This window comes from Hyphococcus luteus (assembly GCF_002943565.1).
GTDB classification, from domain to species: Bacteria; Pseudomonadota; Alphaproteobacteria; order Caulobacterales; family Parvularculaceae; genus Hyphococcus; species Hyphococcus luteus.
In genome coordinates this window covers 14770-41102 of record NZ_PJCH01000008.1, presented here as the reverse complement: position 1 = coordinate 41102, position 26333 = coordinate 14770, and the positions used below count along the sequence as shown (strand labels likewise).

General features: G+C 54.4%; 24 protein-coding genes. 9 read left to right on the top strand and 15 right to left on the bottom strand.

The window, feature by feature from the left end; translation table 11 throughout:
* Window positions 1–48: 48 nt before the first annotated feature.
* Window positions 49–381 carry a hypothetical protein gene (locus CW354_RS12385; protein ID WP_104830365.1) on the bottom strand — a complete coding sequence of 111 codons (333 nt, stop codon included), beginning with the start codon at window positions 379–381 and terminating at the stop codon, window positions 49–51.
* On the opposite strand from CW354_RS12385, the gene tnpB reads away from it, so the two are divergent.
* Complete coding sequence (tnpB, locus tag CW354_RS12380) at window positions 380–736, top strand: IS66 family insertion sequence element accessory protein TnpB (RefSeq protein WP_104829984.1); 357 nt, start codon at window positions 380–382, stop codon at window positions 734–736. The two genes, CW354_RS12385 and tnpB, sit on opposite strands and share 2 nt — an antisense overlap.
* 52 nt (window positions 737–788) lie before the next feature.
* The gene (gene tnpC, locus CW354_RS12375; RefSeq protein ID WP_104828937.1) at window positions 789–2423 is read left to right on the top strand and encodes an IS66 family transposase; all 1635 of its coding nucleotides are present in this window, start codon (window positions 789–791) and stop codon (window positions 2421–2423) included.
* A gap of 141 nt (window positions 2424–2564) precedes the next feature.
* Here the strand turns inward: tnpC and CW354_RS12370 are convergent, their stop codons facing one another.
* From CW354_RS12370 to CW354_RS12340, 7 genes are all read right to left on the bottom strand, one after another.
* Entirely contained in the window at window positions 2565–2891 is a 327-nt protein-coding gene (locus CW354_RS12370; RefSeq protein ID WP_104830411.1) for a non-heme iron oxygenase ferredoxin subunit, read from the bottom strand.
* A gap of 3 nt (window positions 2892–2894) precedes the next feature.
* Window positions 2895–3290, bottom strand: coding sequence for a 2Fe-2S iron-sulfur cluster-binding protein (locus tag CW354_RS24080; protein WP_104830414.1), 396 nt, complete (start codon window positions 3288–3290; stop codon window positions 2895–2897).
* 89 nt (window positions 3291–3379) lie between these two features.
* Window positions 3380–4300: a catechol 2,3-dioxygenase gene (locus CW354_RS12360; RefSeq protein WP_104830410.1), complete on the bottom strand. Its 921-nt coding sequence runs from the start codon at window positions 4298–4300 to the stop codon at window positions 3380–3382.
* Window position 4301: 1 nt separating this feature from the next.
* Window positions 4302–4715: a Zn-ribbon domain-containing OB-fold protein gene (locus CW354_RS12355; RefSeq protein ID WP_165793687.1), complete on the bottom strand. Its 414-nt coding sequence runs from the start codon at window positions 4713–4715 to the stop codon at window positions 4302–4304.
* Window positions 4712–5905 (bottom strand): thiolase family protein, encoded by a 1194-nt coding sequence (locus CW354_RS12350; RefSeq protein WP_133162297.1) that lies wholly within the window; start codon window positions 5903–5905, stop codon window positions 4712–4714. Before CW354_RS12350 ends, CW354_RS12355 begins: the two co-directional genes overlap by 4 nt.
* 55 nt (window positions 5906–5960) lie before the next feature.
* Complete coding sequence (locus tag CW354_RS12345; protein ID WP_104830407.1) at window positions 5961–6449, bottom strand: aromatic-ring-hydroxylating dioxygenase subunit beta; 489 nt, start codon at window positions 6447–6449, stop codon at window positions 5961–5963.
* Window positions 6450–6514: 65 nt separating this feature from the next.
* Window positions 6515–7777 (bottom strand): aromatic ring-hydroxylating oxygenase subunit alpha, encoded by a 1263-nt coding sequence (locus CW354_RS12340; protein WP_104830406.1) that lies wholly within the window; start codon window positions 7775–7777, stop codon window positions 6515–6517.
* Between the two features lie 212 nt (window positions 7778–7989).
* On the opposite strand from CW354_RS12340, the gene CW354_RS12335 reads away from it, so the two are divergent.
* The 5 genes from CW354_RS12335 (at window position 7990) to CW354_RS12315 (ending at window position 15034) form a co-directional block, all read left to right on the top strand.
* A complete protein-coding gene (locus CW354_RS12335) occupies window positions 7990–9030 on the top strand; it encodes a LysR family transcriptional regulator (protein WP_104830405.1) in 1041 nt (346 codons plus the stop codon).
* Entirely contained in the window at window positions 9031–9798 is a 768-nt protein-coding gene (locus CW354_RS12330) for an SDR family NAD(P)-dependent oxidoreductase (protein ID WP_104830404.1), read from the top strand.
* Between the two features lie 257 nt (window positions 9799–10055).
* Window positions 10056–12326 carry a TonB-dependent receptor gene (locus CW354_RS12325; protein ID WP_165793686.1) on the top strand — a complete coding sequence of 757 codons (2271 nt, stop codon included), beginning with the start codon at window positions 10056–10058 and terminating at the stop codon, window positions 12324–12326.
* 88 nt (window positions 12327–12414) lie between these two features.
* Window positions 12415–13989, top strand: a complete 1575-nt coding sequence (locus CW354_RS12320; RefSeq protein ID WP_104830402.1) for a class I adenylate-forming enzyme family protein — start codon at window positions 12415–12417, stop codon at window positions 13987–13989.
* Window positions 13990–14119: 130 nt separating this feature from the next.
* Window positions 14120–15034 (top strand): alpha/beta fold hydrolase, encoded by a 915-nt coding sequence (locus tag CW354_RS12315; RefSeq protein ID WP_104830401.1) that lies wholly within the window; start codon window positions 14120–14122, stop codon window positions 15032–15034.
* A gap of 12 nt (window positions 15035–15046) precedes the next feature.
* Here the strand turns inward: CW354_RS12315 and CW354_RS12310 are convergent, their stop codons facing one another.
* The 6 genes from CW354_RS12310 to CW354_RS12285 all read right to left on the bottom strand — a co-directional run bounded on the left by CW354_RS12310 (window position 15047) and on the right by CW354_RS12285 (window position 21955).
* Window positions 15047–16252, bottom strand: coding sequence for an acetyl-CoA acetyltransferase (locus tag CW354_RS12310; protein ID WP_104830400.1), 1206 nt, complete (start codon window positions 16250–16252; stop codon window positions 15047–15049).
* Complete coding sequence (locus tag CW354_RS12305; RefSeq protein WP_104830399.1) at window positions 16249–17742, bottom strand: 3-oxoacyl-[acyl-carrier-protein] synthase III C-terminal domain-containing protein; 1494 nt, start codon at window positions 17740–17742, stop codon at window positions 16249–16251. The genes CW354_RS12310 and CW354_RS12305 overlap by 4 nt, the downstream gene beginning before the upstream one ends.
* 42 nt (window positions 17743–17784) lie before the next feature.
* Window positions 17785–18219, bottom strand: a complete 435-nt coding sequence (locus CW354_RS12300) for a MaoC/PaaZ C-terminal domain-containing protein (protein WP_165793684.1) — start codon at window positions 18217–18219, stop codon at window positions 17785–17787.
* 16 nt (window positions 18220–18235) lie between these two features.
* On the bottom strand, window positions 18236–18679 hold the full coding sequence (locus CW354_RS12295) for a MaoC family dehydratase N-terminal domain-containing protein (RefSeq protein ID WP_104830397.1): 444 nt from the start codon (window positions 18677–18679) through the stop codon (window positions 18236–18238).
* A gap of 15 nt (window positions 18680–18694) precedes the next feature.
* Window positions 18695–19594: an SDR family oxidoreductase gene (locus CW354_RS12290; protein WP_243396396.1), complete on the bottom strand. Its 900-nt coding sequence runs from the start codon at window positions 19592–19594 to the stop codon at window positions 18695–18697.
* A 99-nt stretch (window positions 19595–19693) separates the two neighbouring features.
* Entirely contained in the window at window positions 19694–21955 is a 2262-nt protein-coding gene (locus CW354_RS12285) for a TonB-dependent receptor (RefSeq protein WP_104830395.1), read from the bottom strand.
* Between the two features lie 264 nt (window positions 21956–22219).
* Here CW354_RS12285 and CW354_RS12280 point away from each other — a divergent pair, with 264 nt between their 5' ends.
* The gene (locus tag CW354_RS12280; protein ID WP_104830394.1) at window positions 22220–23869 is read left to right on the top strand and encodes a class I adenylate-forming enzyme family protein; all 1650 of its coding nucleotides are present in this window, start codon (window positions 22220–22222) and stop codon (window positions 23867–23869) included.
* Window positions 23870–23927: 58 nt separating this feature from the next.
* Window positions 23928–25088, top strand: a complete 1161-nt coding sequence (locus CW354_RS12275; protein ID WP_104830393.1) for an acyl-CoA dehydrogenase family protein — start codon at window positions 23928–23930, stop codon at window positions 25086–25088.
* Window positions 25089–25127: 39 nt separating this feature from the next.
* Here the strand turns inward: CW354_RS12275 and CW354_RS12270 are convergent, their stop codons facing one another.
* Window positions 25128–26297 (bottom strand): CaiB/BaiF CoA transferase family protein, encoded by a 1170-nt coding sequence (locus CW354_RS12270; RefSeq protein WP_104830392.1) that lies wholly within the window; start codon window positions 26295–26297, stop codon window positions 25128–25130.
* Window positions 26298–26333: the final 36 nt, after the last annotated feature.

Below are 26333 nucleotides of genomic sequence, written 5' to 3'. Positions count from 1 at the left end.
GTAAGCGACGCCCGGACCCCACCTGTTCTTGACGGTCGGCGTGGGCCATCATTGTCTCATTGATGAATTTCCGCTTTGAGGCATTTGATTTTGACCAGTGATAGAACGCATTCCGACCATGAGCGGAATCCCGAACGTGACCATCGCCGCCGCGCGCGGCGTGAAGATTTTGTTGAGGTCGTTGTGGATGATGACGCCGGCGACCAGCCGCGGGGCGAAGATCGTTATCGTTCGGGGCGTGCGCGCCGTTTTGACCGTGATAACAGCTCGCCGATTGAGATAGAGGTCGGCGGGGCGACGGTGCGGGTTCTCCCGCGGACGGACCGGGTGCTGTTGAATATCGTGCTCGATGCGCTGCGCGGGCGGCGCTGACCAGCCCATGATCAACGGACATGCGCCGAAGCGCTTTTATCTCTATGCGAAGCCGGTCGACTTCCGCAAAGGCCATCAGGGCCTGTCGGTGATCGTCCAGGAAATCACCAAGATTGATCTGTTCTCCGGCGCGGCGTTCATCTTCCGGCCGAAAAACGCACACGCGGTGAAGATTTTGACCTGGGACAGCTCCGGGCTCGTGCTTGTGCATAAAAAGATCGAAGACCGGTCGTTTCGCTGGCCGCCGATTAATGACGGCGTGATGTCGCTGTCGCCGGTTCAGTTCAGCGCGCTTGTGGAAGGCATTGACTGGAGAAAAGTGCATACGGCGCGCCGAACGAGAAAGCCTAAAATTATCGCTTGAGTTTATCAAAAACTTGTTGGGAAAGAAAGCGAAACAGCGCACATTAATGTGCATGGATTTTCGCCTTGATCAGCTTCCTGACGATGCAGATGCGCTGAAGGCGATCATCGCTGCGCTGACGGTCGAAGCGCAGGCCGAAAAGGAAAAACTCACATCGGAAATCGCCGATCGCGACTGCAGCCTTGCGGAACGCGACGAAGAGATCGCCGGCCTGAAACATCGCGTCCAGTCACTGCAGGAATTAAACGACCGGCTCGACCATCATGTGCGGGTCCTCAATCGCGCCCAATATGGACGGCGTTCCGAAAAGCTCGACGCCGATCAGCTGGCGCTGCTGCTTGAAGACACCGCACAGGCGATCGGCGAAATCCAACAGGCGCAGGAAGCGTTTGAGCCGGCGCTCGCCGAAAAGCGGGCGCGCAAGGCCAATCTCGGCGCCTTGCCGGCGAGCCTGCCTCGTGAAGACCAGGTCATCGAGCCGGTAGCGAACGTCTGCGCCGATTGCGGCTGCGCCCTGCACGTCATCGGCGAAGACGTCTCCGAGCGGCTCGACATCGTGCCGCAAAGGCTGCGAGTGATCCGCACCCGCCGCCCGCGCTATGGCTGCCGCAAATGCGAGAACGCGCTGGTCCAGGCGCCGGCGGCGCCGCATATCATCAGAAGCGGCCTGCCGACGGAGCGGTTGATCGCTAATGTGGTGGTCTCAAAGTTCGGCGATTATCTTCCCGCCTACAGGCAAGCCGATATTTTTGCGAGGAGCGGCGTCGATCTTGACCGGTCGACGCTGTGCAACTGGATCGGGCGCGCGGCTTATGAAGTGCAGCCCGTCTATGATCGCCTCGTTATGGACATCAAGCAGTCCGAGCCGCTCTTTTGCGACGAAACGCCGATGCCGGTGCTTGCGCCCGGCAATGGCGAGGTGAAGAAAGGCCAGCTTTGGGCGCTGGCGCGCGATCCGCGGCCTTACGCTGGCGATGAGCCGCCTGCAGTCGCCTATTTTTATAAGCCGGGCCGCTGCAAGGGGAGCGCGGCTGAAGTGCTCGAAGGCGTGAGCGGCGCCGTGCAGGTCGACGGGCTTAGTTCTTACAAGGCGGTCGCCAACGACACTCAAAAGAACAGCCCTATCGCGCTGTCATTTTGCATGGCGCATTTGCGCCGCCGGTTCTTCGACGAGATCAAGGACGGATACGGATCGATCGCCAAGGAAGCGGTCCAGAAAATAGCCAGGATCTATGAGGTCGAAGACCCGATACGCGGCAAGCCGCCAAATCACCGGCGCGATGTGCGACAGGAAAAGGCCAAGCCCCTGATGGAAGAGTTCCATAAATGGCTGAAGGCGCAAAGCGAGATTCTGTCCCAGCGTTCAACGCTGATGGAGGATATCAATTACGCCTTCAATCATTGGGAAGGCCTGATGCGCTATCTCGATGACGGCAGGCTCGAAATCGACTCGAATTTTGTCGAGCGTTCGATTCGTCCGATTGCAATATTGCGCAAAAACAGCCTGTTCGCCGGCAACGCCGAGGGCGCTCACAGCTGGGCCCGGTTCGCCTCGCTCCTGACAACGTGCAAACTCAATGATGTCAATCCGGAAGACTATCTCACCGACATCTTCACCAAAATCGCCAACGGCTGGCCGCAGGCCCGCATCGACGAACTCTTGCCGTTCGCATACGCTGCAAAATAATTTACAATGTCAAAGAGCCAAGCGCGCAGATCATAGCACGCGTCAATCACCGCGTAACCGTGGGGTCCGCGCACCGCTTACGAGCTCACCTCCCGCACCATCCTCGAATGGCCATTGAAGACCACTTGACCGGCTGCGTCGTTAAGCTGAATGATTCGGCATCTCAATGCACACAATTCCATCGATAACTTGCACGGGATATGTCGTCAGAGGTTTTGAACACGGCAAATTCACCGCCTCTCCGGTTTTAATTGAAAAAGAACCACCATGGAACGGACATTCTATCTCGTCTCCATCCTGAAAACCCTCGGTGAGATCTGCATCTCCATGCGTGCAAGTACGGTCAGTAACGTATATTTCGTCATTGATGCGATAAACCGCAAGCGGGGGAATATTATCTAACTCAACTGACACAGGAACTCCCTCAACGACTTCCGACTCCGCACACAAACGCAACATTGTCTTCATTTTTTATCCTTTTGATCTCGCGAACTTTTTTTGCACACCTCCACACGTTTCACTGTTCTGGCAATTCCGAGCAGGCTGCTCTTGGCGTCTTATTTCTTGCGCATTCTCACCGAGCGGTGCCAACTTCACTCTCAGATCGGAACGTGGATAAATGCAGCAGGCAAGCGCGTAGTTTTCTAGTTCGTCCGCAGCAGAAACTTTCGCACGACTCATTTTTGCTCGCACAACCTCGCCGTTGAGAATTTTTACCCGACAGACCCCGCATCCGCCCCTTCGGCAGCCTATCGGAATCTCTTTGCGCCCCGCCCGCTCCAAGGCGAATAACACGTTAGAGTCAGCCGGACATGCGAAAGGGGATGCATCCTCCACACGAATCTGAAACGTCGCGGAGCTCTCCATTTCCACCGCATAATTACCAGTCATTCGAAGTATTATTTCCATTTGTGCCGACCAGTGTCCGTCGCCTAAGTTGAACGATGGTGCTGAACTCACGTCAGCACAGATGTGAAGCGGGCGTGAACTTCCTTTTCATAATAGAATATGGCTTTCCCCAACTGATCCACCGTCCATTCCCGAACGGGATTGTCAGGATAGTGTTGATAACCTCCAGCAAAACATTCATTGCGGTTCCCTGACGGGTCGAAAAAGTAGACCGTTTGACCGCGCGTAATTCCATGACGGGTCGGCCCAATATCAAGTGAAATATTCCGCTGAGCGATCAAATCGCACGCATGCCCCACATCATTCCATGACTCCACAAGGAAAGAAGCATGATGTAGTTTCGCGTCAACGGGGCCTGCCAAGAATGCGATATCATGCGCCTTGTTTGAGCAGGTAAGAAAAATAGCGACGGGATTTCCTTCGGGATCAATTGCACGCTCAGTGACGACAAAATCGAGAGCTTTTTCGAAAATTTCCGCAGAAGCCGCAATATCCACGCCCAGAACGGCACAGTGGTCGAATCGTGAGATGCGCATGCCACGCGGCTCTTCCCGCCAGATGTCCGGATTTTTCGTCATTGGTCCGTTATCGGATAGCTCCATCTCCGCATAAAGATCTATCACGTGACCGGTGGGAACCGAAAAACGAACGCGTCGCCCAACGCCGCAATGCTCGCCAGCGGCTATATCGTCTGTTTTGACCCCCATTTCATTCAAGCGTTTAGCGAAATCGGCCAGAGCGGCGTCGCTAATGATCTTGAACCCAAGAACATCAAGCCCTGGCTCTTCCGCTTGTCTGAGCACGACTGAATGCCGGTCGAATTCGTCATACGCTCTCAAATAAGCAAAATCATCTTTTTGCCTCACGAGGTCCAACCCCAGATTATCGCGGTAATGAACAATAGCTTCGTCAAGGTCCATAACGCGAATCTGAACGAAACCGGGCCTCAAAACTCCTGTTACGGCCATTTCAATTCTCCTTTTTCCGGCCTGTATCATCGACCACGGCAAACCTTAGCGCCGGACATTGCGCTGGCGTACTCAACCAAACGGCTTCAACTATATTGCCGACCTGCAGTCTATCGCTACCGTCCACCACGGAAACGATCCGAGGCCCTTCCTCAAGTGCAATTATCGCAACGTTGTAAGGCGGCGTCTCGTTCTCGCTGAATGCTCGGTGGTAAACCACAAAGCTGTGAACCATACCACGTCCCGACGCTTTTATGGCCGTTAACTCGCCGGACCAGCACTCCGAGCAGAACAGTGCGCCTGGGGAAAGAACAATGCCGCATGCGTTACATTTCTTTATCCGCAACTCGCTCCGGGCGATTCCATCCCAGAAGGAAATATCCTTATCATCACGAAATGCATCTTTTTTAGTCAACGGGTCTTCTCCGGACTCAGAATTAGGCATGCATGATAATCCATTCGCCCGCCCTGCGCCGTGACGAGCGACCACCCATTTTTTTCAACCTGCCGATCACCGGCGCGACTGGCAGCCTGGAGATAACCTTCTGAGACCTGCGTCATGCCCTGGAGATAATATCCAGAAAGTTGACCGCCACCGGTATTAACCGGCAAACGCCCACCTGGCGCCAAGGCGCCATCCGCAACAAAATCCTTGCCCTCCCCGCGCCCGCAGAACCCATAGCCCTCAAGGCCAAGCAACGTGGTTACCGTAAATGCATCATAGATTTGGGCATGATCAATATCACGCGCGGAAACTCCCGCCATTTGATAGGCTTTTTCCGCCGCGACCGAGGCCGGGGTTTCGGTCTCGTTTTCGTAATCGGCATAGGCGAGATAGCCGCGGTGTGCTTGGCCCATGCCCCAGATATAGGCTGCGCCATTTTGTTCACCGCCTTCGCCGTCCGGGGCAGAAACGATGACGGCGCCGGCGCCGTTCACCGGAAACGCACAGTCAAACATACGCAGCGGATCGGCGATCATTTTAGAATTAAGATAGTCGCCCATTGACATCGGTTTGGTCAGGAAGGCAAGCGGACTGCGCTGCGCCCATTGACGCGCCGTGATCGCTACTTCTCCGAACGTCTCGGCGCCAGCCCCGAATAGCTCCATATAGCGCCGCATTGCCAGACCGTAGGCGCCCACTGCGCCGTAAAGACCGTACTGGCGCTCCCAACCAGAAACATTCGTCAACGACAAATCTATAGCATAGGCATCGCCTCCTCTGCGCTTTGGCAAAATCGGCGTATCGGCAAAAACGCAAACAACATTTTTCGCCATCCCATGCGCGACTGCCATCGCCGCATACTGGATCATCTGAACGCCGCATGCCGCTTGCGATGCGAGGACGTTGCCAAACGTCAGGCTGCGAAATCCAAGATCGTCAAACAGCCGCAATGGCAGGTCATCTGACGGGTTCGTATCGCTCCGGTTGATTAGAACGCCATCAATATCCCCTTTTCGGAGACCAGCGTCCGCTACAGCCGCGATGATCGCCTGGCATGCCAATTCTTTTTGCGATCTCCGATATTCGCGCGACATCTCGCCGAAACCGAGGCCGCAAATCTTTGCGATCGGCTTCCTTGTTTTTATTCTCTTCGGTGCCATTGCAATTCGGCTGATTATATCGATTTATTAATGCTTCACTCAAAAAAATTAGGAGTTAAATCAAAAAAGCCAGCGCCGGCACTGCTTCATTGGAGTTGATAAGGTTAACGCGCTTTCGGGAGATTTTCAGACCTCCGTCGACGCGGCGCAAAACATGCTCCGTCCTTCCTATCCACCAATGCAGGTCCTTAGTTGATTGAATCTGCAATTCGCCAAGCATGAACGCTGAGCAAACTTTATATTCGTTATCAGTTAAGCGCTCCACTTCAATGTTCGAGATTAACCGCGTCATTGGCGACGGCGGCACTTGAGCATGCCGAACGCCCGTCTTTAGCATACGAATTCTTGTAGATACACGCGAACGATTGTCGTAAAGAAGTGAGAGTTGAGATTCCGGATCCGGATCATCGCGATTGATAGGAACCCAATACTCCATATCATCAGTCAACAGGCTTTCCCATTCATCATACTGAGCATTATCTGCAAATCGAGCCTCCCGGAATAAGAGCTCGCAGACATCTCGATATTCCTCATCGGTAACCATAATCTACCTCGTATCCAAACTGCTATAATTCAGATGTATCCGTGACTTTTGCCGGCGGGCGCAGGCTAGGCAGTCATTACTTCCCTGTACCGGCTCCAGAACGCACGATTAGTGACTTCGTCGGTTACATGCGATTCCATCAAACCCATGCCGTCTTTGTTCTCCCGACCCATGCCCCTTCGAAGGTCAATCTCCATGGGTACTCCCTCGAATGCCGCTTGCTGTCGCTCGGTGATCACACCGTCGTCCGGAAGAAAAAACGACGAAGGGCCTAAAGCAGCCTCGCAAAGTCGGATTATGCGTGTGTTCATCTCGTCGGAGACACCCTCAAGGAGCATCGGCGTGTGGCGCTGCACGGTTTCGCCAACTTGGTCGACTTCGTAATAGACGATATTGGTTTCTGCTAAAAACAGGTTGGGAAAGATTAAAGCGTGCGGCGGCCCATCGTGAATGATTCGCGACGCCCGATTGTCGCCATAAGCCTCGCGAAGCTGGTCGCAATACTTAATTGCGAATGGCTTCATGGGCTTTTTATCGCTGTAACCAAGCCACTCTAGGTCGCTTGAAAACCCCGCCGCGAGAAACAGTTCCGAATGCCCGTTGCCCCAATCGACAGCCGTTGTCTTCAGCTCGTCCTCGCCGGCCAAGACCGCTTCATTATAGCGCGACTCGATAGAACGAGCGAGCGAAGCGTGAACATAATTCACATGGTAGCCGTCAATATTGTTTTCGCATTGAAGTTTCCAGTTGGTTTTGTACAGAAATTTCGCCCAGCCCGCATTTAATCGGATCTCTCCCACTGGAGAACACTCTACCGCGCGATCAATCAGGCTCGCGCCCTCGCCAAGATAATCCCTAAAATTGATCGGGTTTGGGTTTAATGTTGCGAAGATAAAGCCCCTGTAATTTCCGACAGTCGCCTTTGGCAGACATTTGTGATCGAGACCTCTCGAACCAGCTCCATAAGGAACCGACTTTAAATCTCCATCCAGTCCGAACACCCAACCGTGGTACCAACAGGTAATTGCGCCGCGGACATTTCCTTTTTCTTCTTGACACAGAAGAGTGCCGCGATGCGTGCATTTGTTCGATATAACATTCACTTCGCCGTCGCGATTACGGACAACAAGATATGGTTCCCTGCCGATGCTGCGCCGAACGTAATCGCCGGGTTTCGGCACCTCCGATTCATGCGCGACGAAACTCCAACCTTCATGAAAAATCTTCTTTATCTCGTCTTCGAAAATTCTTTCGTCGTTGTATACACGGCTGTTAATAATTCCATTATTAACAATCGTTGAATAGTCAATCGCGCTTTGAGCTGTCATCGCAATTTCCTTTCGCGCTTCCTCGCCAATATCCCGAGGTCATTTAAACTGACCGACGCCACTCTCCGCCAAACTAATGCCTGTGCGCAATGTTATTGGCGTGCCTGAGCGATGGTTCGAAACATCTTTTCGCTATCGAGCACACCCAATTTCCTTGACGCCGTCACCCTCAAAGCCATAGACATCATAGGGCTTGGCAAGAGTAAACAACTGTGTCGAAGATAAATGATATCGCCGCATTAAATATCAGAGGGTTGGACCTCAACCTCTTGAGAGTTTTCGACGCTGTCATGCGTATGGGTAACGTGTCACGGGCCGCTGAAGAACTTGGCGTGACGCAGTCGTCGGCCAGCGGGCAGCTCGGAAAGCTCCGCGACACTCTGGGCGATCCCCTTTTTGTGCGCGAAAGCCACGGAGTGGCACCAACGCCGTTTTCGGAGAGTCTATATCCCTACATCCGCGACGCGCTTGATACGATCGAGCGAGGCCTGAAAGATGTCCGAGAATTTGATCCTTATACGGATAAGCGCACGTTCACAATTATCATGACGGACATTGGGGAGACGACAATACTTCCGTCGATCATTCGCGCTTTTTCACGCTTCGGTCCGTCAATATCGTTTCGGGCAATTAATCTCCCGACTCATGAAACGCCAGACGCTCTGAAAAGCGGCCTTGCGGAACTCGCCATCGCATACATGCCTTATCTGGATGTAGGATTCTTTCAGCGCAAGCTTTTTTCGACGGATTACATCTGCCTGGCGCGGAAGGACCATCCCGAGAGAGCCGAAGGCGTTTCAATGGCGGCGTTCAAAGGAGCCGGTCACGTTGTCGCGGAGGCGCGAGGCACAGGCCATTTCTACCTACTTGAACAGAATTTCGAAGCACTCGGCATCGAGCGCAAGATAAAAGTCCGAGTGCCCAATTTCATGTCTATCCCTCACATCGTTTCCAATACGGATTTGCTGGCGACAGTGCCGCGCGCGTTCGGCGTCGCCCTAAAGGACGGCCCGGCCGGCGTTCGCGGCTACGAGCATCCAATAAAGTTGCCGTCAATCGAAGTAAAAATGCTTTGGCATGAGCGGTTTCATAAAGACCCTGCGCACCGATGGTTGCGGGAGCAAATTTTCTCCATCGTTCAGGATATTCAGTGGGAAGAAGGCGTAGAGAAGTTCATGAGGGCCGACAAAAACAACCAGGTACGGCGACACCGCTTGAAGAATGCGGCCCGGGAGAGGGACAAAAGAACTTAGATGGCGACGAGGATTGAAAAAACAGGTCGGGCCGCTATCGTTACGGGATCGTCGCGCGGCATTGGAAACGCCATCGCAAATCAGCTGGCGAGCGCAGGCTACAACGTGATGATTTCTTCCAGGCGCGCCGCCGCCTGCGAAGCCGCCGCCAATCAGATAAACAAGGCGCAAGGCCGAGTTGTCGCGGTTCCATTCGAGGCCGATATTGCTGAAAAACAGGCGTTGCAAAACCTCGTAGAGGCCGCAGTCGCAGCCTTCGGACGTCTCGACTGTCTCGTCTGCAATGCCGCCTCGTCGCCCTATTTTGGTCCGCTGCGCGACGCTCCCGACAAGGACTTCGAGGCGCTGCTAAAAAGTAACATTCTCTCTGCGCACTGGCTCACCCGTTCATCGGCCCCGCATATGGAGCGTATCGGCGGCGGCTCGATCATCTACATCGCTTCAATTGGCGGAATGCGCGCCTATGATAACATTGGCGCCTATTCCGTGTCCAAAGCGGCGATGCTCCAGTTGGCGCGAAACTACGCTCGTGAACTGGGCCCAAGCAATATCAGAGTCAATGCAATTTCGCCTGGCGTGATCGAAACCGATTTTTCGAAGTCGACGATCGCCAATCCAAAACTAAAGGCCGCTTTTGAACGTGAAACTTTTGTCGGACGCCTTGGCCTGCCTGAGGACATCGCGCCGATGGTGGTGTTTCTCGCTAGCCCAGGCTCTTCTTTTTTGACTGGTCAAAATATCATTATTGATGGCGGTGCATCGGTTTAACTCCCGCAATTCGCAATTATGGCCGGGTGGTATTTGCTGCGCCGCAGCGAATATTCCTCAAGCACCAGGATGCCGTCATACGCGCGGTCATGTTCCAGCCCGTCAGACGATATGTCCGTCCAATGGTATTCATCTTATAGATATCAGTTATTTTGATTAACGCCTTGAGAAATTAATGTCATCCGAACCACCATCCAGCGCACGCGAACAATATAATTCAAGCAGGCCTCTGGGAGGATACGATGGCAAATCGGTATATGGACATTAGCGTGCATCGTCGACGCTTGGGACTTGCTTTGGCCGGGTCAATTTTCGCTTACAATGCGGGGATCAGCCTCACGCCAGCGCACGCACAAGCGACAGACGCACTCCGTGATTCGATCGTTGTTACGGCGACAAAGAAATCGGAAGCCGAGGACGTGCAAGATGTGCCGCTTGCAGTAACCGCGTACGGCGAAACGCAGTTGGACGCCTATTTCGTCAAGGACATATCAGATATTAGTTTCAGCCAACCGAATGTGACTTTGGAGAACATCAATTCTGTCGGCGGCGCCCTGAACTTCTCAATTCGCGGCCTGGGATCAAATAGCTCGATTCCGTCAATCGATCCTGCGGTCGGTGTGTTTGTCGACGGCGTGTATCTCGGCATTACGACAGGCGCGACATTCGACACTTTCGACCTTGAGGGCATAGAAATCCTTCGCGGGCCTCAGGGCGTATTGTTTGGCCGCAACGTGACCGGCGGCGCTGTGTTGATCAATACGAAGCGCCCTTCAGACGAATTCGAAATCAAAGCGAAAGCCCAATGGGAAACAGGCCTCAACCAAATTTACCAGGCAGCCATTTCCGGACCGGTCATTCCCGGCGTGTTGAATGCGAAAATTTCTGGCATGTTCAATGACGACCAGGGCTGGTTCACCAATCTCGCCACTGGAGAGAAGTTTAACCCAGGCCAGTCATTTTCAATCCGGCCTTCAATAGAGCTGACGCTCGGCGATTCCTTCGATCTTTACGTCCGCTATGAACATGGCGAAACGGAAGACGGCCATGGCGTTGGACAAAATCGTGCGCTTTACGATCGCGACACATTCGATCTTGAAATCGGCAATCCGGGTTTCCTGAACCAGGAATGGGACATGGTGACCGCCGAAGCAAATCTGGATGTCGCTTTCGGCGATGGCACGATCACCAATATCTTCGGATGGCGCAGATTCGATTCCCGTTCAATTTTCGACCCGGACAGCACCGCCGTCGATTATTTCAAATTTGGCGAATACACTGAGCAAGATCAAATCAGTAACGAACTGCGATTTGCTGGAACGTTTGCCGACGTCGTCGAGCTGACTCTCGGGCTTTACTATTTCAGTCAGGACGTTCTTTATGAGGAAGTCCGGTTTCTTTTTCAGGACCCGATACTTGCGCCGGGACAAGCAATGGGAACGATCCCGGGGCCCCTTTCGTTTTACGGCGGCGGAATCCAGGATCATCAGACCTATGGCGTATTCGGCCAAGTCGATGTCGCCCTAACGCCGAGCCTGTCCCTTCTTTTAGGGTTGCGGTATTCCTATGAGGAAAAGAGCGTCGACATCGCAACGATCGTACCGGGGCCGCCGTCGCCGAATGATTTCGATATCCCTCCGGGCGCGTGCAACCTCCCGGCGGGAGATTGCCTATTCAACGTCAACGCCGATCCCGCCTTCGATCCCGAAGAAGACTTCTCTGCTTTAAGCCCAAAGATTGGTTTCCAGTGGAATTTTCATGAGGATGCGCAAACGTATTTTCACTGGTCGCGCGGCAATCGGTCGGGCGGTTACAATCTGCGCAACACATCGCCTGTGGCCCTGCCCGGCCCGTTCGATCAGGAAACAATCGATGCGTTCGAATTGGGTCTGAAGGCGCAAACCCTCTCGGGCCGCGCCACCGTGAACGCTGCGGTCTACTGGAATGCCGTAGAGGACATGCAACGCGAAGTTATTTTCCCCGATCCTGTCAGCGGTCTGATCCAGATCATCGCAAACACTGCGGACGCACGCATTCGTGGATTTGAAATCGACGGACAGTTCTTCATTACAGATAACTTCGTTCTTACCGGATTTGCCGGTCACACGGACGCGAAATACACCGAGGTGCTGTTTGATATCACCCAGGACGGGTCGGTTGATGACGTTGATCTTAATCTGGAACTGCCTCGCGCACCGAAGTGGACGTACGGTGTGGGCGCTATCATGGATCTTCCGGTAAGCGACATTGGCAATGCGACGGCGCGAATGAACTTTAATCATCGTGATAGATCATACTATTCGGATAACAATGTCGGCGTTCTGAGCCCCGGGGATATTTTGAGCGCCTCCATAAGCTTTTCTCCAAATAATGAGAATATTCGCTTCTCTGTATACGGCAAGAATCTGCTTAACGACGTGACGGAAGGTTCTGAAAATCCGCTTGCGTTCCCGCCGGGCCAGCTAGGCACCTATGCTGGTTTAAACAAGGGGCGCGTGATCGGAGGCGAAGTATTGGTTTCTTTCTAGAATAGTCAGTCGCGCCGATTTCTCTGGATTATTTTCATGCCGCTGCTCAGTAAGCGACATCGCGGGTGGCTGCCGCTCAACTACGGAAATGCGAATGCTACGAGATAATTTACGCCGATGCGCAGAACATTACCCGGATAAGATCGCCTATTATCAGGGCGAACGCACCATTACATGGTCGGAGATATATCGCCGGTCCCTCGCCCTGGCCGGCGCTCTTCAGGCGCGCGGCGTCAAACCGGGCGACCGCGTTGCTATTCTGGCTAAAGAGTGCATCGAGATATATGAGCACTTCTTCGCCTGCATGATTATAGGCGCAGTCCGCGTGGGCGTAAACTGGCGGTACAGTGCGCGTGAAATGCTCCACGTCCTCAAAAACAGCGGCGTCACGGTCTGTGTCGTGCAGGACAAGTGCTGGCCGTTGATCGAGTCTCGCAGCGACGAGTTGACTGCATTGTCCATTGACGTCATCGGGCTCGGCGACGATCATGGCTTCGACGTGGATTACGAGTTCCTTATTGAAAATGCGCCGGATTTCACGACGACTGAGTTCGCCGAAAACGCGCCTCTTTTGCACACATACACATCCGGCGCCACGGCGCATCCCAAAGCCGTCATCCTGTCTCATAAGGCAATCCTTACTGAAATCACTTACGCGCCGCACTATTACGGCATATCCGCGAACGACCGATATTACATGCCTGCGCAATCGGCGTGGGTCGCCGTTGCCGGCGGCATATTTGGCCTTGCTGCCGGTTCAGGAACAATTATTCCGACGGATGTTTTCGACGTTGCAAGTTGCGTTGAGGACATCAACAGGCACAAAGCTACGGTTGCGCTGCTTGTTCCAGCAATGATACCGACGGTGCTCGATTATCTTCAGGAAAACGACCTCGCGCTCCCTTCTCTGCGAACGATTGCTTATGGATCTGCCCCGGCGGCGCCGACGTTAATCCGGCGAACTGTCGATACCCTGGGCGTCAATCTCGTTCAACTTTACGGGATGACAGAGTGCGTCGCCTGGGCATGCTTTCTCCAACCGGACGACCATAAAAGGGCCCTCGCCGGCGAGGAACACATTTTGCGTTCGTCTGGCCGGTTTGCGGCGTTCGTCGACTACAAAATCTGCAACGACAAAGGCGAGGCGCTTCCCACGGGCGAGGCGGGCGTTATCTACCTCAAAAGCGATACGATCATGAGCGGCTACCTCAACCAGCCGGAAGAAACGGCGGACGTGTTGAACGCCGATGGCTGGTTGAAAACAAACGACATTGGACGCGTTGACGAGAACGGATATGTATATCTTCTTGACCGCCGTAACTTTCTTATCAACACTGGCGGCGTAAATGTCTTTCCCGCGCAGATTGAGGCGGTGCTCGCGGAAAATGAAATTGTTGCTGAATCGTCCGTCGTTGGCGTTCCCCATCCGCGCTGGGGCGAAGCCGTTGTCGCCGCTGTTGTATTGCGAAAGGGGATTCAATTCGGCAATGCGGAATGTATCGAGAAACTGAACGCCCATTGTTTAAAAAACCTCAGCAAGCAGGAATGCCCGAAATACTTTACGTTCATGGATGAATTGCCGCGCACCATCACTGGCAAATTGCAAAAACGCGATCTCAAAACATATATTTCCGACAATGTCGCGTTGCCTTGGAATGAATAATTCCGCTACAGAGTCGCTGTAGGAGCTCTGACTTGATGTTGATTGCCTTCACCCTAGACGCGTTACGACTTCTTGCGATGAATTTGTTGCAGATTGGGCATTCCTGGTGGGATAGACGGAACCCTCGCCGATGACGCATGATCAGGAAGAGAGCAAATTAGAAACCATCGCCATTACCTCATTTGACGGGTGCACGCTCGTCGCCAACCAATTCGGCTGGGCGGATAACGGCGCGATCATTCTTTCGCCCGGCGGGGGTCAAACGCGGCACGCTTGGTCAGCCGCCGCGTCCGCCTTCGCCAGAGAAGGTTATTTTGTTCTCTGCGCCGATCTGCGCGGACACGGAGACAGCGACCGCGCGCCGGACAGGACCTATTCCTATACTGATTATGCCCGGGACGCGCTCGTTCTCAGCGACTGGGTGGAAGGCCGAATCGGGGTCAAGCCGCATTTTATCGGCGCATCGCTTGGCGGCGTTGCCGCGCTCGTGGCTGCGGGCAAAATCCGTCAGGAAGCGTTTGCTTCCCTTACCCTGGTCGACGTCGCCCCGAAAATCAGCGAGCATGGGTTTGGATCAATTCGAAACTTTATGCTCGAAAGCGCAAGACGCGGATTTGAAAACGTAAGCGAAGCCGCCGCATTCCTTTCGACACACTTCCCGCGACCAAACACGGAAACCCGCTCGCCAAGCGGTTCCGGCGGGCTCCAAAAAAATTTGCGTCAAGGTGAAGACGGGCGTTGGCGTTGGCATTGGGATCCGGCTTTTGTCGAAACGCTTTATCTTGAGCCCGAAGAATTTGAGCGCGAACTGACTGAAGCGGCGACGAATCTGATAATTCCCGTTCATTTCATGCGCGGCGGTGAAAGCGAACTTGTCACGCAAGAGGCCGCGAGGCATTTCTGCAATATTGCGCCTCATATCCATTATACGGAGATAAAAGGCGCGCGGCACATGGTGACAGGCGATCAGAATGACATTTTTCTCGAAGCAGCGCTTGACTATCTTACCCGTCCGAACCTTGACCGCGCCCGCGCCGAAAAGTAATTAGCGCTTCCTTCAAACGCCGGGCAGCCCGAATATTCCAATACCGCTTACATTTTCGTGTGGAAAGCCGCCGAGATTATGGGTCAACCCTAGCACCGGATTGCTCAATTGCCGCTCGCCGGCCCTGCCGAGCAATTGCGTATAAATTTCATACGCCATCCGCAGCCCCGAAGCGCCGATCGGATGACCAAAACACTTCAATCCGCCGTCAACCTGGCATGGAATACCTCCGTCACGGTCGTAAAAACCGTCCAGCACATCGGCGGGCGCAGACCCCTCTTCTGAAAGGAAAAGATCTTCCATGGTCACAAGCTCTGTGATGGAAAAACAATCATGCACCTCGATCAGGCTGAGCGCGTCGCGCGGACTTTCAATGCCTGCTTCAGAATATGCGCGTTTGGCGGCGCTGCGCGTCGTGATGATGGTGGCCCCGTCCCACGAAGAATGCGAGGCCTCAACCCCATTCGACACAGCAAGCTGCAGCGCCTTGACCATTACGGTTTCCTGCTTTTTTCCAAGGCTTGCCGCCACGTCTGGCGTTGTGACAATTGCACAGGCTGCGCCGTCGCTGACTCCACAGCAATCAAAAAGCCCAAGTGGCGCGGCGATCATCGGCGCTTTCATGATTGTGTCGATATCAACCCGCCGGCGAAGATGCGCCTTCGGATTGACTGCGCCATTCTCGTGGCTTTTCCATGAAACATGGGCCATGGCGCGTTTCAGGTCGGCGGCGTTGACCTGGTGCTTTGCGCCATAGGCAGCAGCAAGCTGCGCAAAACCGCCGGGCGCGCTCATGGACGGCGCAAACAGGCTCGCGCGCGGTCCAAAATCGAATTCAGGCAAACCGCCAAAACCGGTATCCTTCAGTTTTTCAACGCCAATCGCCAGCGCAATGCGCGCGGCGCCCGACGCGACAGCATAGACAGCGCCGCGCAACGCCTCCGTTCCGGTGGCGCAGGCGTTCTCCACTCTCGTCACTGGTATATTTTGCAACCGCAAAGCGACCGATGCCGGCGTCGCCGTCGGCCCCATGCCGAGTTCCGGCATGGCATGACCAAGCCACGCCGCATCAATCTCGCTCGTTTCAATCCCGGCGTCCGCCCTGGCCTCGATGAAGGCTTCAAGCATAAGGTCCTGCGCGTCGCAATCGAAGCGCTCGCCAAACTTGCTGCACCCCATGCCGATGATGGCGACCTTATCGCGAATCCCGCTTGTCACTTTTTCTCTCCATTGTACGGCGTGACGCAGGTCCTTGCCTTCCAGCTATAGCGATGATACTTTCGATACGGATCGAAATCTTGAATGCGGTAGACCATACTTACTTCGCTGCCGACTGGCGGTTCATCCAGAGCGCTGGTAAAGTTCATGATCATGCGTGCACCGCTTTCGAATTCCACCATGCCGTAACGGTTCGGCGGATTGCGCGAAAATCCGAGCCAGTCCGTCGTGACCGTTTTTACTATCGCCGATTCCTGCGCCAGCGCGTGGTCCGTTTGCTCACCTTCATGGCCGCAATTCGGATTGACACAATTTTTAGCTTTCGGAAACTGAACCGTTCCACATTTTTCGCACTTTCCGGCGATTAGCCGTGCAACTTCATTAGCATGGCGATAGGCGGCGCTGAGGGCAGTTTTTCGGTCGGTTTCCGCTCGCGGCCCGAAGTCCGGATCCAATTGTCCATTGAAGGACAAATACCGGATGAACGGCAAATCAATCTGATGATCGCTTTGGGCCAGAGCGCGAACGCCGTGCCGAACGCCAACCGATTCGATCAAGGGCGTTGTTTCCAACACCATGGCTTCGCAGCCCTGGCCGAAACCCGCTATGAGAATTTTCTCGCCGGCGCCGGCGGCGCAAAGCGTATCGGCAAGCATAAGAAGAGGGTGGGCGGCGCCGGCTTCTCCCATAACATCCTGAAAGTCGTCGCGCACGGCGTCATCGCGAATGTCGATTGCTTTCGCCAGTCCCGCCGCAACGCCTCGGATTGTTGAGGAAAAAATGAAATGGTCGATATCCTCAGCAGAAATGCCTGCCGCTTCCATTACGCTAGTGAGGACCGGCGGTGCGATTTTTCGATACCCCTCGTCCCGAATCCACCGCTCCTCCCAGCCATATTCATATGCCTCATTCGCGCGGCGATAATGATCGACGAAATCTACCGTTGAAACCTTATGCGCTACGACGCGCGCGATGACGTTTTCATTTCCAAACAAGAATGCCGCCGCTGCGTCAGCGCTTGTCATCTCTACTAAGCTGCCAGGCCGTCCACGCCGACGGTCGGCGGCGACGCACAAAACCTGGCGCGACGCGCCGTCAACCGCGCACAGACGTTCCGCGACACGAAATGCAGACACGCCGGCGCGCTGCGTACTGGCAATATCAACTGCCTGAACGGAGTCGGACAAGCCGGCGGCAGGGGCGACAACGGAAGCATTTAACCGATCGGTAAACGGAAACGTGGTCGAAGCGGCGACAATGGCGGATATCTCGCCGAGCGCTTGCGCATCATTGCAATGACGCACAGCCTCAACCGCCATCGTAATCACATCCTCGTCAAAATCGCAGATCGCGCGAACGCCGCTCCCGTACGCGTTCAACGCCGGATTAATCCATCCGACTTCATTCGCCAGCGCTTTTCGCTGCAAGCGCATTGACGGAATGTAGACCCCGAAGGAGGTGATTCCCGTAGTTTCGTCACCTTTAACCATAATCGTAGTCCATACTCCGATGCATCTTGCAAGCGCCGCCTGCTAAGCGGCGCCGACAACAATATCAATTTCGCCAGTCGCCACCACCACGTCATCTTGGCGCGTTGCCGCAAGCGCGCAAGTCAAGATCGTTGCACCGTCACGCGATTGCTTATCCGTTACCTTGCCGGTGCAAACAAGATTGTCACCCACATTTGTCATGGTCCGGAACTGGGTTTTAATCCGGCGAACGGCACCCGCCGGCGCATACTCAGTTCCGATTTTTGCAAGATATCCCATAACGAACATTCCGTGCACAATGACGTCGGGCAGTCCCGCCTTGTGTTTTGCAAAGTCGATATCGGTATGAATCGGATTGAGATCCGACGAACCCGCTGCATATAAGGCAATGGCGTGGCGCGAGATCGGACCCGTTTGAAGAGCGGGCAGCGTATCGCCTACCTTTAACGATCCGAGTTTCTGCGTCTGCTCATTCATTTTGTTGCATCCTAAATCAGCGGTTCCGGATGACGAAGGTGCACCGATCGATGCCGGCAAATCGGCCCTTTTCATCGTGATACTGAATTTCTGTAACGACGAACTCAAGCGCGCCATCCTTCTTATCGAAAATGTCGACGACTTTCTTCACGCCTCGCAAGATTTCACCGGCGCATAGGGCGCGTTCCAGAATGAACTCCTGCTCGCCATGCAACAATTTCGCCAGATCGATGCCGAGTTTGTCGAAAAGACCGTAGGTCAGATCGTCCCGCGTGCCAAGGCGAATCAAATAGGTCGGCAGAGCAACAATGGACGAGTAGCCCTCAGCACGCGCGACGGACTCGTCGCTATAGATGGAGTTTTTCTCGCCGAGCGCCTTGGCGAACAGCTCCATCTGTCCCTTTTCGAGAGTGGCGTCGAATGGCTCCATTTCGAAGCCGATGAACGAACGATCGATCATAATTATGCGCCGTCGTTATCGTGCAGCGACGGCCGCACCCATGGCTTCGCCGAATGGCGCAAACGCCTCGGCGATATTCCGTGGATGTGTCGCATCGGAAAAATCTGAAATCGCATCAATATTTTTGGCGATATCGTCAGGCGTTATCTCTCCTTTGAGAGCGGCGCCGCGGCTTCGTTCCCATCGCAGCTTGCCAAACCAGCCGGCGCCCGCTTCGAAAAGCCCTCCTGACTGCGAGCTTTCCTCGCTGCAAAGATAACCGACCAACGGACTGACATATTCCGGGCGCAATGCGGCGGTCTGTTCCCTGCTGATAACGGTGTCAGTGAGCCGCGACGCGGCGGCGGGCGCAACCGTATTGACGAGAATGTTCCGCTTTTGCCCCTCGATCGCTAGGGCTTGCGTCATGCCATGCAGCGCCAATTTCGCGGAACTATAATTGACCTGTCCGAAATTCCCGTAAATGCCGGCCGCAGACGCAGTATTCACGATCCGTCCAAAGTTCTGTTCGCGCAAAAGCGGCCATGCCGCCCGGTTGACCATGAAGGCGCCATTTAAATGCACGTTGATTATATCAAACCAGTCGCTTTCGCTCATTTTATGAAATGATGTATCGCGCAGGAAACCGGCGTTGTTTACCACGATGTCAATGCGCCCAAACGCATCCATAGCGGTCTCCACGAGACGCGCACCATCCTCAACAGAGTCGGCGTTTGCCACCGCTTCGCCACCTAAACTCTTAATCTCATCAACTACTGCGTCGGCGGGCGACTTGTCCGCGCCTTCGCCCTTTGCGGTCGTGCCGTAATCATTGACAACGACACGCGCGCCAAGCCTGGCGAACATCAGCGCGTGCGACTTTCCCAGACCATTGCCAGCGCCAGTGATCAGTACGACTTTTCCTTCAAACGACACGAAGTTCAATCTCCTAAATTTTACCTAAGCGACCGGCGCCGCGAAGCAGGTTCGCGACGCAAGGTCTTGCTTTTAGCTTTCTTCTTAAGCTTCGACTGCCTACAACGCCACCTTTACGGAAGCTCCCAATACGCGCCCCTTGTTTAAGGGCGAATGACTGCCGTTCGTGGACCCTGGCGGGAACGGCGTCTGTGAGTCCGAACCCTCCGTATTCTCATCGAGCATATTATCTCCGTAAATCGTGAAGCGCACCCCGCCGCTATTTGTCGTGAACGACAAGGATGCATCCAGCATATCCGCACCACTCAGGATTCCGCGATTATTGTCTGTAAACGCCTGACTGTCGCGATGATTGAAATTAGCGCGCGCCGTCAAAAATCCCGCGCTGCCAATGTCATGGTCATAAACGAATCCCAAATTGTAAGTCAGCTCGGGAACGCGGGGAATCGCAAGCGCCAGATCGGCCTGATCTACCACCCCGTCACCGCTGATATCAAAGAGTAGGTCGGTATACTCTGCATCTAGGTGGCCGACTGATGCGTTCAGAACCAGCCCTTCCACAGGCGAATATTGCGCTTCAAATTCAAACCCGAATATTTCCGCATCCGCAGTATTGGTGATGATCTGAATCGTCCCCAGAACCGGGTCTGACAAGAGCACCTCGCGTTGCATATCGGAAATGTTGGTATGAAATATCGCGGCATTGAATATTGCACCGGGTAGCGGCTCCGACTTGAAGCCGAGTTCGAAGCTGTCTATCTGCTCCTCATCAATCGGACCGGGGGACGCCGTCGGAACGGTGTTGCGCAAGTTGTAACCGCCGGACCTAAAACCGCGGCTCCAGTGGCCATAAAGGCGGGCATTATCCGCCAGCGAATACCTTAAGCCGATCTTCGGAGACAGATTGCTCCAGTCCTCCTCGGAATCGAATGTAGGATCAGCGTTCAGATTGAAAACGCAATCGTTTGCATGGATATTGCAGGCTCCGGCGGGTATGGTCCACAAATCCGGCGAGGCAGGCCCTGGCACGATCGTTGCCAACTGCGCTGACTTTTCCTCGCGGCTCCATCGCAAACCAAGGTCCAGCGTCAAGGCGGAAGTAAGTTCAATAGCGGCTTGACCAAACACGCCGAGGACCTGATGGTCCTGGGTTCCACCGCCGTAAAAGGAAAACGGTCCGGGCACTGCCCCGACTGCCTGCGCCGGAGCGAGGCTTGGATCCTGGAACAAAAAGCGCGTTTCCTGATACTTCAGTTCCTGATCGAACCAGAACCCCCCAAGCGTGAAATTGATGCGATCAAAGAACCGGCCTGAATATCGAAGTTCGTTGCTAAACTGTTCCTGCTCGGTGATTTCCCCGAAAAGCAACAGATTCAAGGTTGTGGCGTCAAAATCGCTTTGCGATGCTGAGCTATATTGACGCCAGCCAAAGATATTCGTGATCACGCCATCGCCGAATGGGACGTCGATATTGGCCTCCGCGCTCACCTGGTCCCATTCATGGTCCATGAAACCGGGTTCGTCCGTCGTTACGCGGCCGGTACCCCGCTCGAACAGGGCTCTGTTCTGCGCGATCGTACCATCGCCCTCGGATTCGCCGTGCTCATAGCGCAGGATAAACTCGGCATTGTCGCCAGGCGTGAATTCGATGACCGGGCGGACGACGATCGTTTCGACTTCGCCAAGTTTAGAACCATCCAGATCATTCGTCCAATATCCTTCGTCATTTTTGTAATAGGCGGCGATTTTCGCCTTCAAAACGCCCGGAACAATTGGGCCGGAGACGGACGCCTGGTACACTTGGTTCAAGCCGGTTTCCCACGAGCCCTGCGCGCTTGCCTCGAACTCATCCGTCGGGCGTTTCGTCCGGATTAACACCGCGCCGCCCGTAACATTGCGGCCGAAAAGAACCCCTTGCGGGCCCCGCAAGATTTCAACGGCTTCCAGATCAAACGTATCGAAGAGCAAACCGGCGGTCGTGCCGAGATAAACCCCATCGACAAAAACGCCTACCGTAGGGTCAATCGAAGGAATTGAGCTGTTTATGCCCAAACCGCGGATGGAGAAATTCGCCGTCCCTTGTATGGATCCGACATCTTCCAGAGATACATTGGGCTGGCTGTAACTAAGCGTTTCGAGATCGCTCACCCGCAACGCTTCAAGCTGTTCTGCGCCATACGCTGAAATCGAAATTGGCGCTTCTTGTTCTGCGACGCCTCCGGCCTGCTTTGTAGCCGTGACGATGATTTGATCCGTCAATGCGTCCGAAGCGCGTTGCGCATGCGCCGTCGCCGCGAACGCGATTGTCGAAACCGATACCGACGTCAGAAACAGCGCCGCATTTTTATTATGCCAAGACATGACTACCCTCCCGATTATCTTTTTTCTTTGCGCGCTTCGCTGGGTCACCGCTCTTTTTTACAATTGCGGCGATGGCAGCATCGCACTTTGTTGCGCCGCACAATGATAATTAATCACAATACGGCGCCCCTCAATAACAATGCGCATATCAAGCAGCAGAGGAATATACCTTTACCGATAGGTGATATCAGGTTTTCGTATATCCAATTTGTCTGTGAGTAACTATCAATGAGTCCGTACCCAGCTTGAAGAAGATAGACTGCAATGGGAGAAACGATGGTGAACAACAGCATGCTGGACGGTCCACGAGGAACACTCAATAGAATTGCGGAATCGCAAAGGTTGATGGTCCACGGCCAGGATGTCGCCTGGATGCTGGACCGCTGGGCGGCGCGAACCCCCAATAAAACATTCCTCATTTGGGAACCATTCGACGGTGATCCAAAACGCTGGACATATATGGGGATGAAGGAAGACGCCGACCGGTTTGCCGCGGCGCTTCTTGAACGTGGCATATCGTCAGGCGACAGATTGCTGGTTCACATGGAAAACTGCCCGGAGTTCCTAATAACGATTTTCGCCTGCGCAAGAATCGGCGTCGTCGCCGTGACAACAAACACCCGATCCGTTGCGCGCGATATTGAATATTATGTCGATGCGGCCGACATTACCGCCGCAATCACCCAGCCCGCATTTGCGTCGATGATCGCTGATTCGGCGCCCGGCCTGAACTTCATAATTGTCACCGAGGATGATTCTGGTGCCGCTACGCCTGAATTTAACTCCTCTGATTACATCCCGTTTGACGCCTGCCTGTCACCGCGGCCAGCGCCGCCGAGACGTGCGCCGGACGCCAGCGCCGATTTTCTCATTCAATTCACATCCGGCACGACATCGCGACCGAAACCAGTGCTACTCACCCACGGAAACTTTATCTGGGGCGCACAAATGAATGCGCGTAATTTTCTTGTTTCAAGCGAAGATACAGCCCTTGTTTTTTCTCCCCTCTTCCACATCAACGCCGTTTCATACTCCACCATGACAACCTTATGGGTTGGCGGTACGATCGTACTGCAACCGCGCCTTTCCGTTTCCCGCTTTTGGGACGTATCAATACGGAATAAATGCACGTGGACGTTTGTGATTCCATTTTTAGTTTATCCGCTGTTGCAGCGCGAATCGCCGACAAATCATCACTACCGCTTTTGGATGATTGGTGGCTACTCGACGCCGCTCCGCAAAAAATTTGGCATTGACGTTGTTTGCGCTTGGGGCATGACTGAAACGATCACGCAAGGCATAATTTCAAACTTTCACCAGCCGCCTCCCGAGGGATCCATCGGCCGGGCGGCGCCATGCTACGATATCGAGGTGCGCGACGAAAAAGGTAATCCGGTCGGACCGGGCGAACAGGGAACGCTTTTTGTTCGGGGCGTTCCCGGCGTCTCTCTGTTTAAGGAGTATTTCAACGACTCGGAAGCAACCCGCGACGTTGTTGATGAGGAAGGCTGGCTCAAAACCGGCGACATGATATCAATCGACCAAGAAGGTTATCTCTATTTCCTGGGACGCGACAAAGACATGCTGAAAGTCGGCGCGGAGAACGTCGCATCGTCGGAGATCGAAACTGTTATCATGAAAACCGGGCTCGTCGAAGAATGCGCCGTTGTCGGCCGCAAACATTATATGCTTGACGAAGTGCCGGTTGTTTTTGTTATCGCAAAACCTGGCGATCAGGATGATATTCGCGATGGAATCATCGCCGCATGCAAGCGAGATCTAGCGGACTTCAAAGTCGTTAAGGAAGTCATTTTCGTTGACGATTTTCCGCGTGCAACCCTCGATAAGATCGTCAAACCGAAACTGCGCAAGCAGTTGACGCCTATCGGGCCAGACAACGATTACTGCAAATAACACTGGACGCTAAGGGTTGCACCATCCCTTCGGACAATTTAAACTTAAGGCTGACAACATGCGTCACTTCACCGATGAGCAAGTATCATTTCGCTCTTCCTTCCGTCGCTTTCTCGAACGGGAAGTAGCGCCCAACATGGAATCGTATCGACACGATGGCATCGTGGATCGCGAAGTTTACCGCAAGGCGGGCGAGAACGGCTTCCTTCTGATCTGGGCTGATGAGGACTTTGGCGGCGTCGGCGATTCAGATTTCCGCTATGAACAAATCATTATGGAGGAAGTGGCGCGCGCGGACTGTGGTGAATGGTTTCCGACGCTGCACAGCCGAATGGTCGGGCCATATCTGAAACGGTTTGGATCGCCGGAACAGCAAAAGCGTTTCCTGCCGAAATGCGTTTCCGGCGAATCCATTCTGGCCATCGCCATGACCGAGCCGGATGCCGGAAGCGATTTGTCAGGGATACGCAGCACCATTGACGACAAGGGCGACCATTTCCTACTCAATGGGTCCAAGATCTATATCTCGAACGGGATCAACGCCGATCTCGTTATTGTGGCGGCAAAATTGGGCGACGCTGACGATCGCCACTCCATGGCGCTGCTCTGCGTGGAGCGTGGCATGGAAGGTTTTCGGCGCGGCCGAAACCTCGAAAAAATGGGACTCGTCGCCCAGGACACGGCCGAGCTTTTTTTTGACAATGTGAAAGTGCCGAAAGAAAATGTTCTGGGAGATCCGACAAAAGGATTTCACTATCTGATGCAGGGTCTGGTGGAGGAACGCCTGATCGGGTCCGTCAGCTATATGTGTAACGCACACCGGGCTTTTGACCTGACAAGAAATTATGTGATGGACCGCAAGGCGTTCGGCAAACGCATTGCAGACATGCAAAATACGCAATTCAAGCTCGCCGAATTGCATGCCCAGCTACAGGCGGTTCAATGCTATCTCGACAATTGTGTTGCGAAGCACAATGCCGGCGAATTATCGCCACCAGAAGCTGCAGCGCTGAAGCTGGTGACCAGTGAACTCGAGTGGCGGGTCGTCGACGAAGGGGTCCAGCTACACGGCGGCGCCGGCTACATGCGCGAGTTTGAAATCTGCCGTCGGTTTACAGACGCCCGCATCAACAGAATTCTTGCGGGCAGTTCTGAAATCATGAAGCTGATTATTGGGCGCGATATTTTTTCCGAGAATTATAAACCGTTCCTCGCCTGACATCGCGGCGCCGGCATGCTCGTTGAAAGGCGCCTCCCGTTACGATTGAACTGCGGCTCCGCTTTCTATCAGTCTGTTAATTTCTTCATCCGAAACGCCCCACGCCGACAGAACGGACCGAGTGTCTGCGCCGAGGATGCGCGGCCCGTGATTAATCGCGCCCGGCGTGCGCGAAAAACGCGGCGCTGGCGACGGTTGAACAAGATCATCCGTGCGCGCAAACGTGCCGCGATGCGCATTGTGCGGTGCACCCGGCGCTTCGGCGAGCGTATGGACTGCCGCAAAACAAGCCTCGGCGCCCTCGAACGCCTGCTCCCACTCCGCGCGCGTTCGCGTGGCGAAAATCGCGTCCAGCCGATCAATCATCTCCGGCCAGTTGGCGGGATTATTAGGCGATGCAAACAGTGCTTCGTCGGACAGACCAAGCACGCCGATAAAGTTGAAATAGAATTTCGGTTCTATGGCACCGACGCACACGAATCTGTCGTCGCTTGTCTTGTATACCCGATAGAACGGCGCGCCCCCGTCGACAAGGTTCGCCTCGCGCCGGTCACGCCATAGACCGGCGTTGAACATTGAGTAAGTGAGCGCCATGTTCACCGCTGCACCGTCGATCATGGCCGCATCGACAATCTGACCCTTACCGGACCGGTTTGCTTCAAACAGCGCACAGACGAGGCCGAAGGCTAGCAACATGCCCCCGCCAGCGAAGTCGCCAACCAGATTTAACGGCGGAACCGGGCGTTCCGCAGGGCCCGTAGCATGCAAGGCGCCCGTCAGCGCGATGTAATTGATGTCGTGTCCGGCTGTCTGGGCGAGCGGCCCGTCCTGACCCCAACCGGTAATTCGACCATAGACGAGCGCTTCATTCGCCGCCATACATTGCGAAGGTCCAAGTCCGAGCCGTTCCATAACGCCGGGCCGGAACCCTTCAATTAGTCCGTCCGCGCGCCGGCACAAATCGAGAATGACATCGACCGCCGCTGAATTTTTAAGATCAAGCGCGACCGAACGTCGGTTACGATTCAATATGTTCTTGTCATAATCAAGCGGAGGGGATTCATCGCTGGCTTGCGTGCGATCGATGCGGATCACCTCGGCGCCCATATCAGCCAGCATCATGGCGCAGAAAGGCCCCGGAGCAAGACTTGCAATCTCGATAATTCGGACGCCCTTCAAAGGCCCGGATACACCCTCGTCTACAGCCATTTGCAGCCCCTATTTGTCCATTTTGCGCAATTTGCA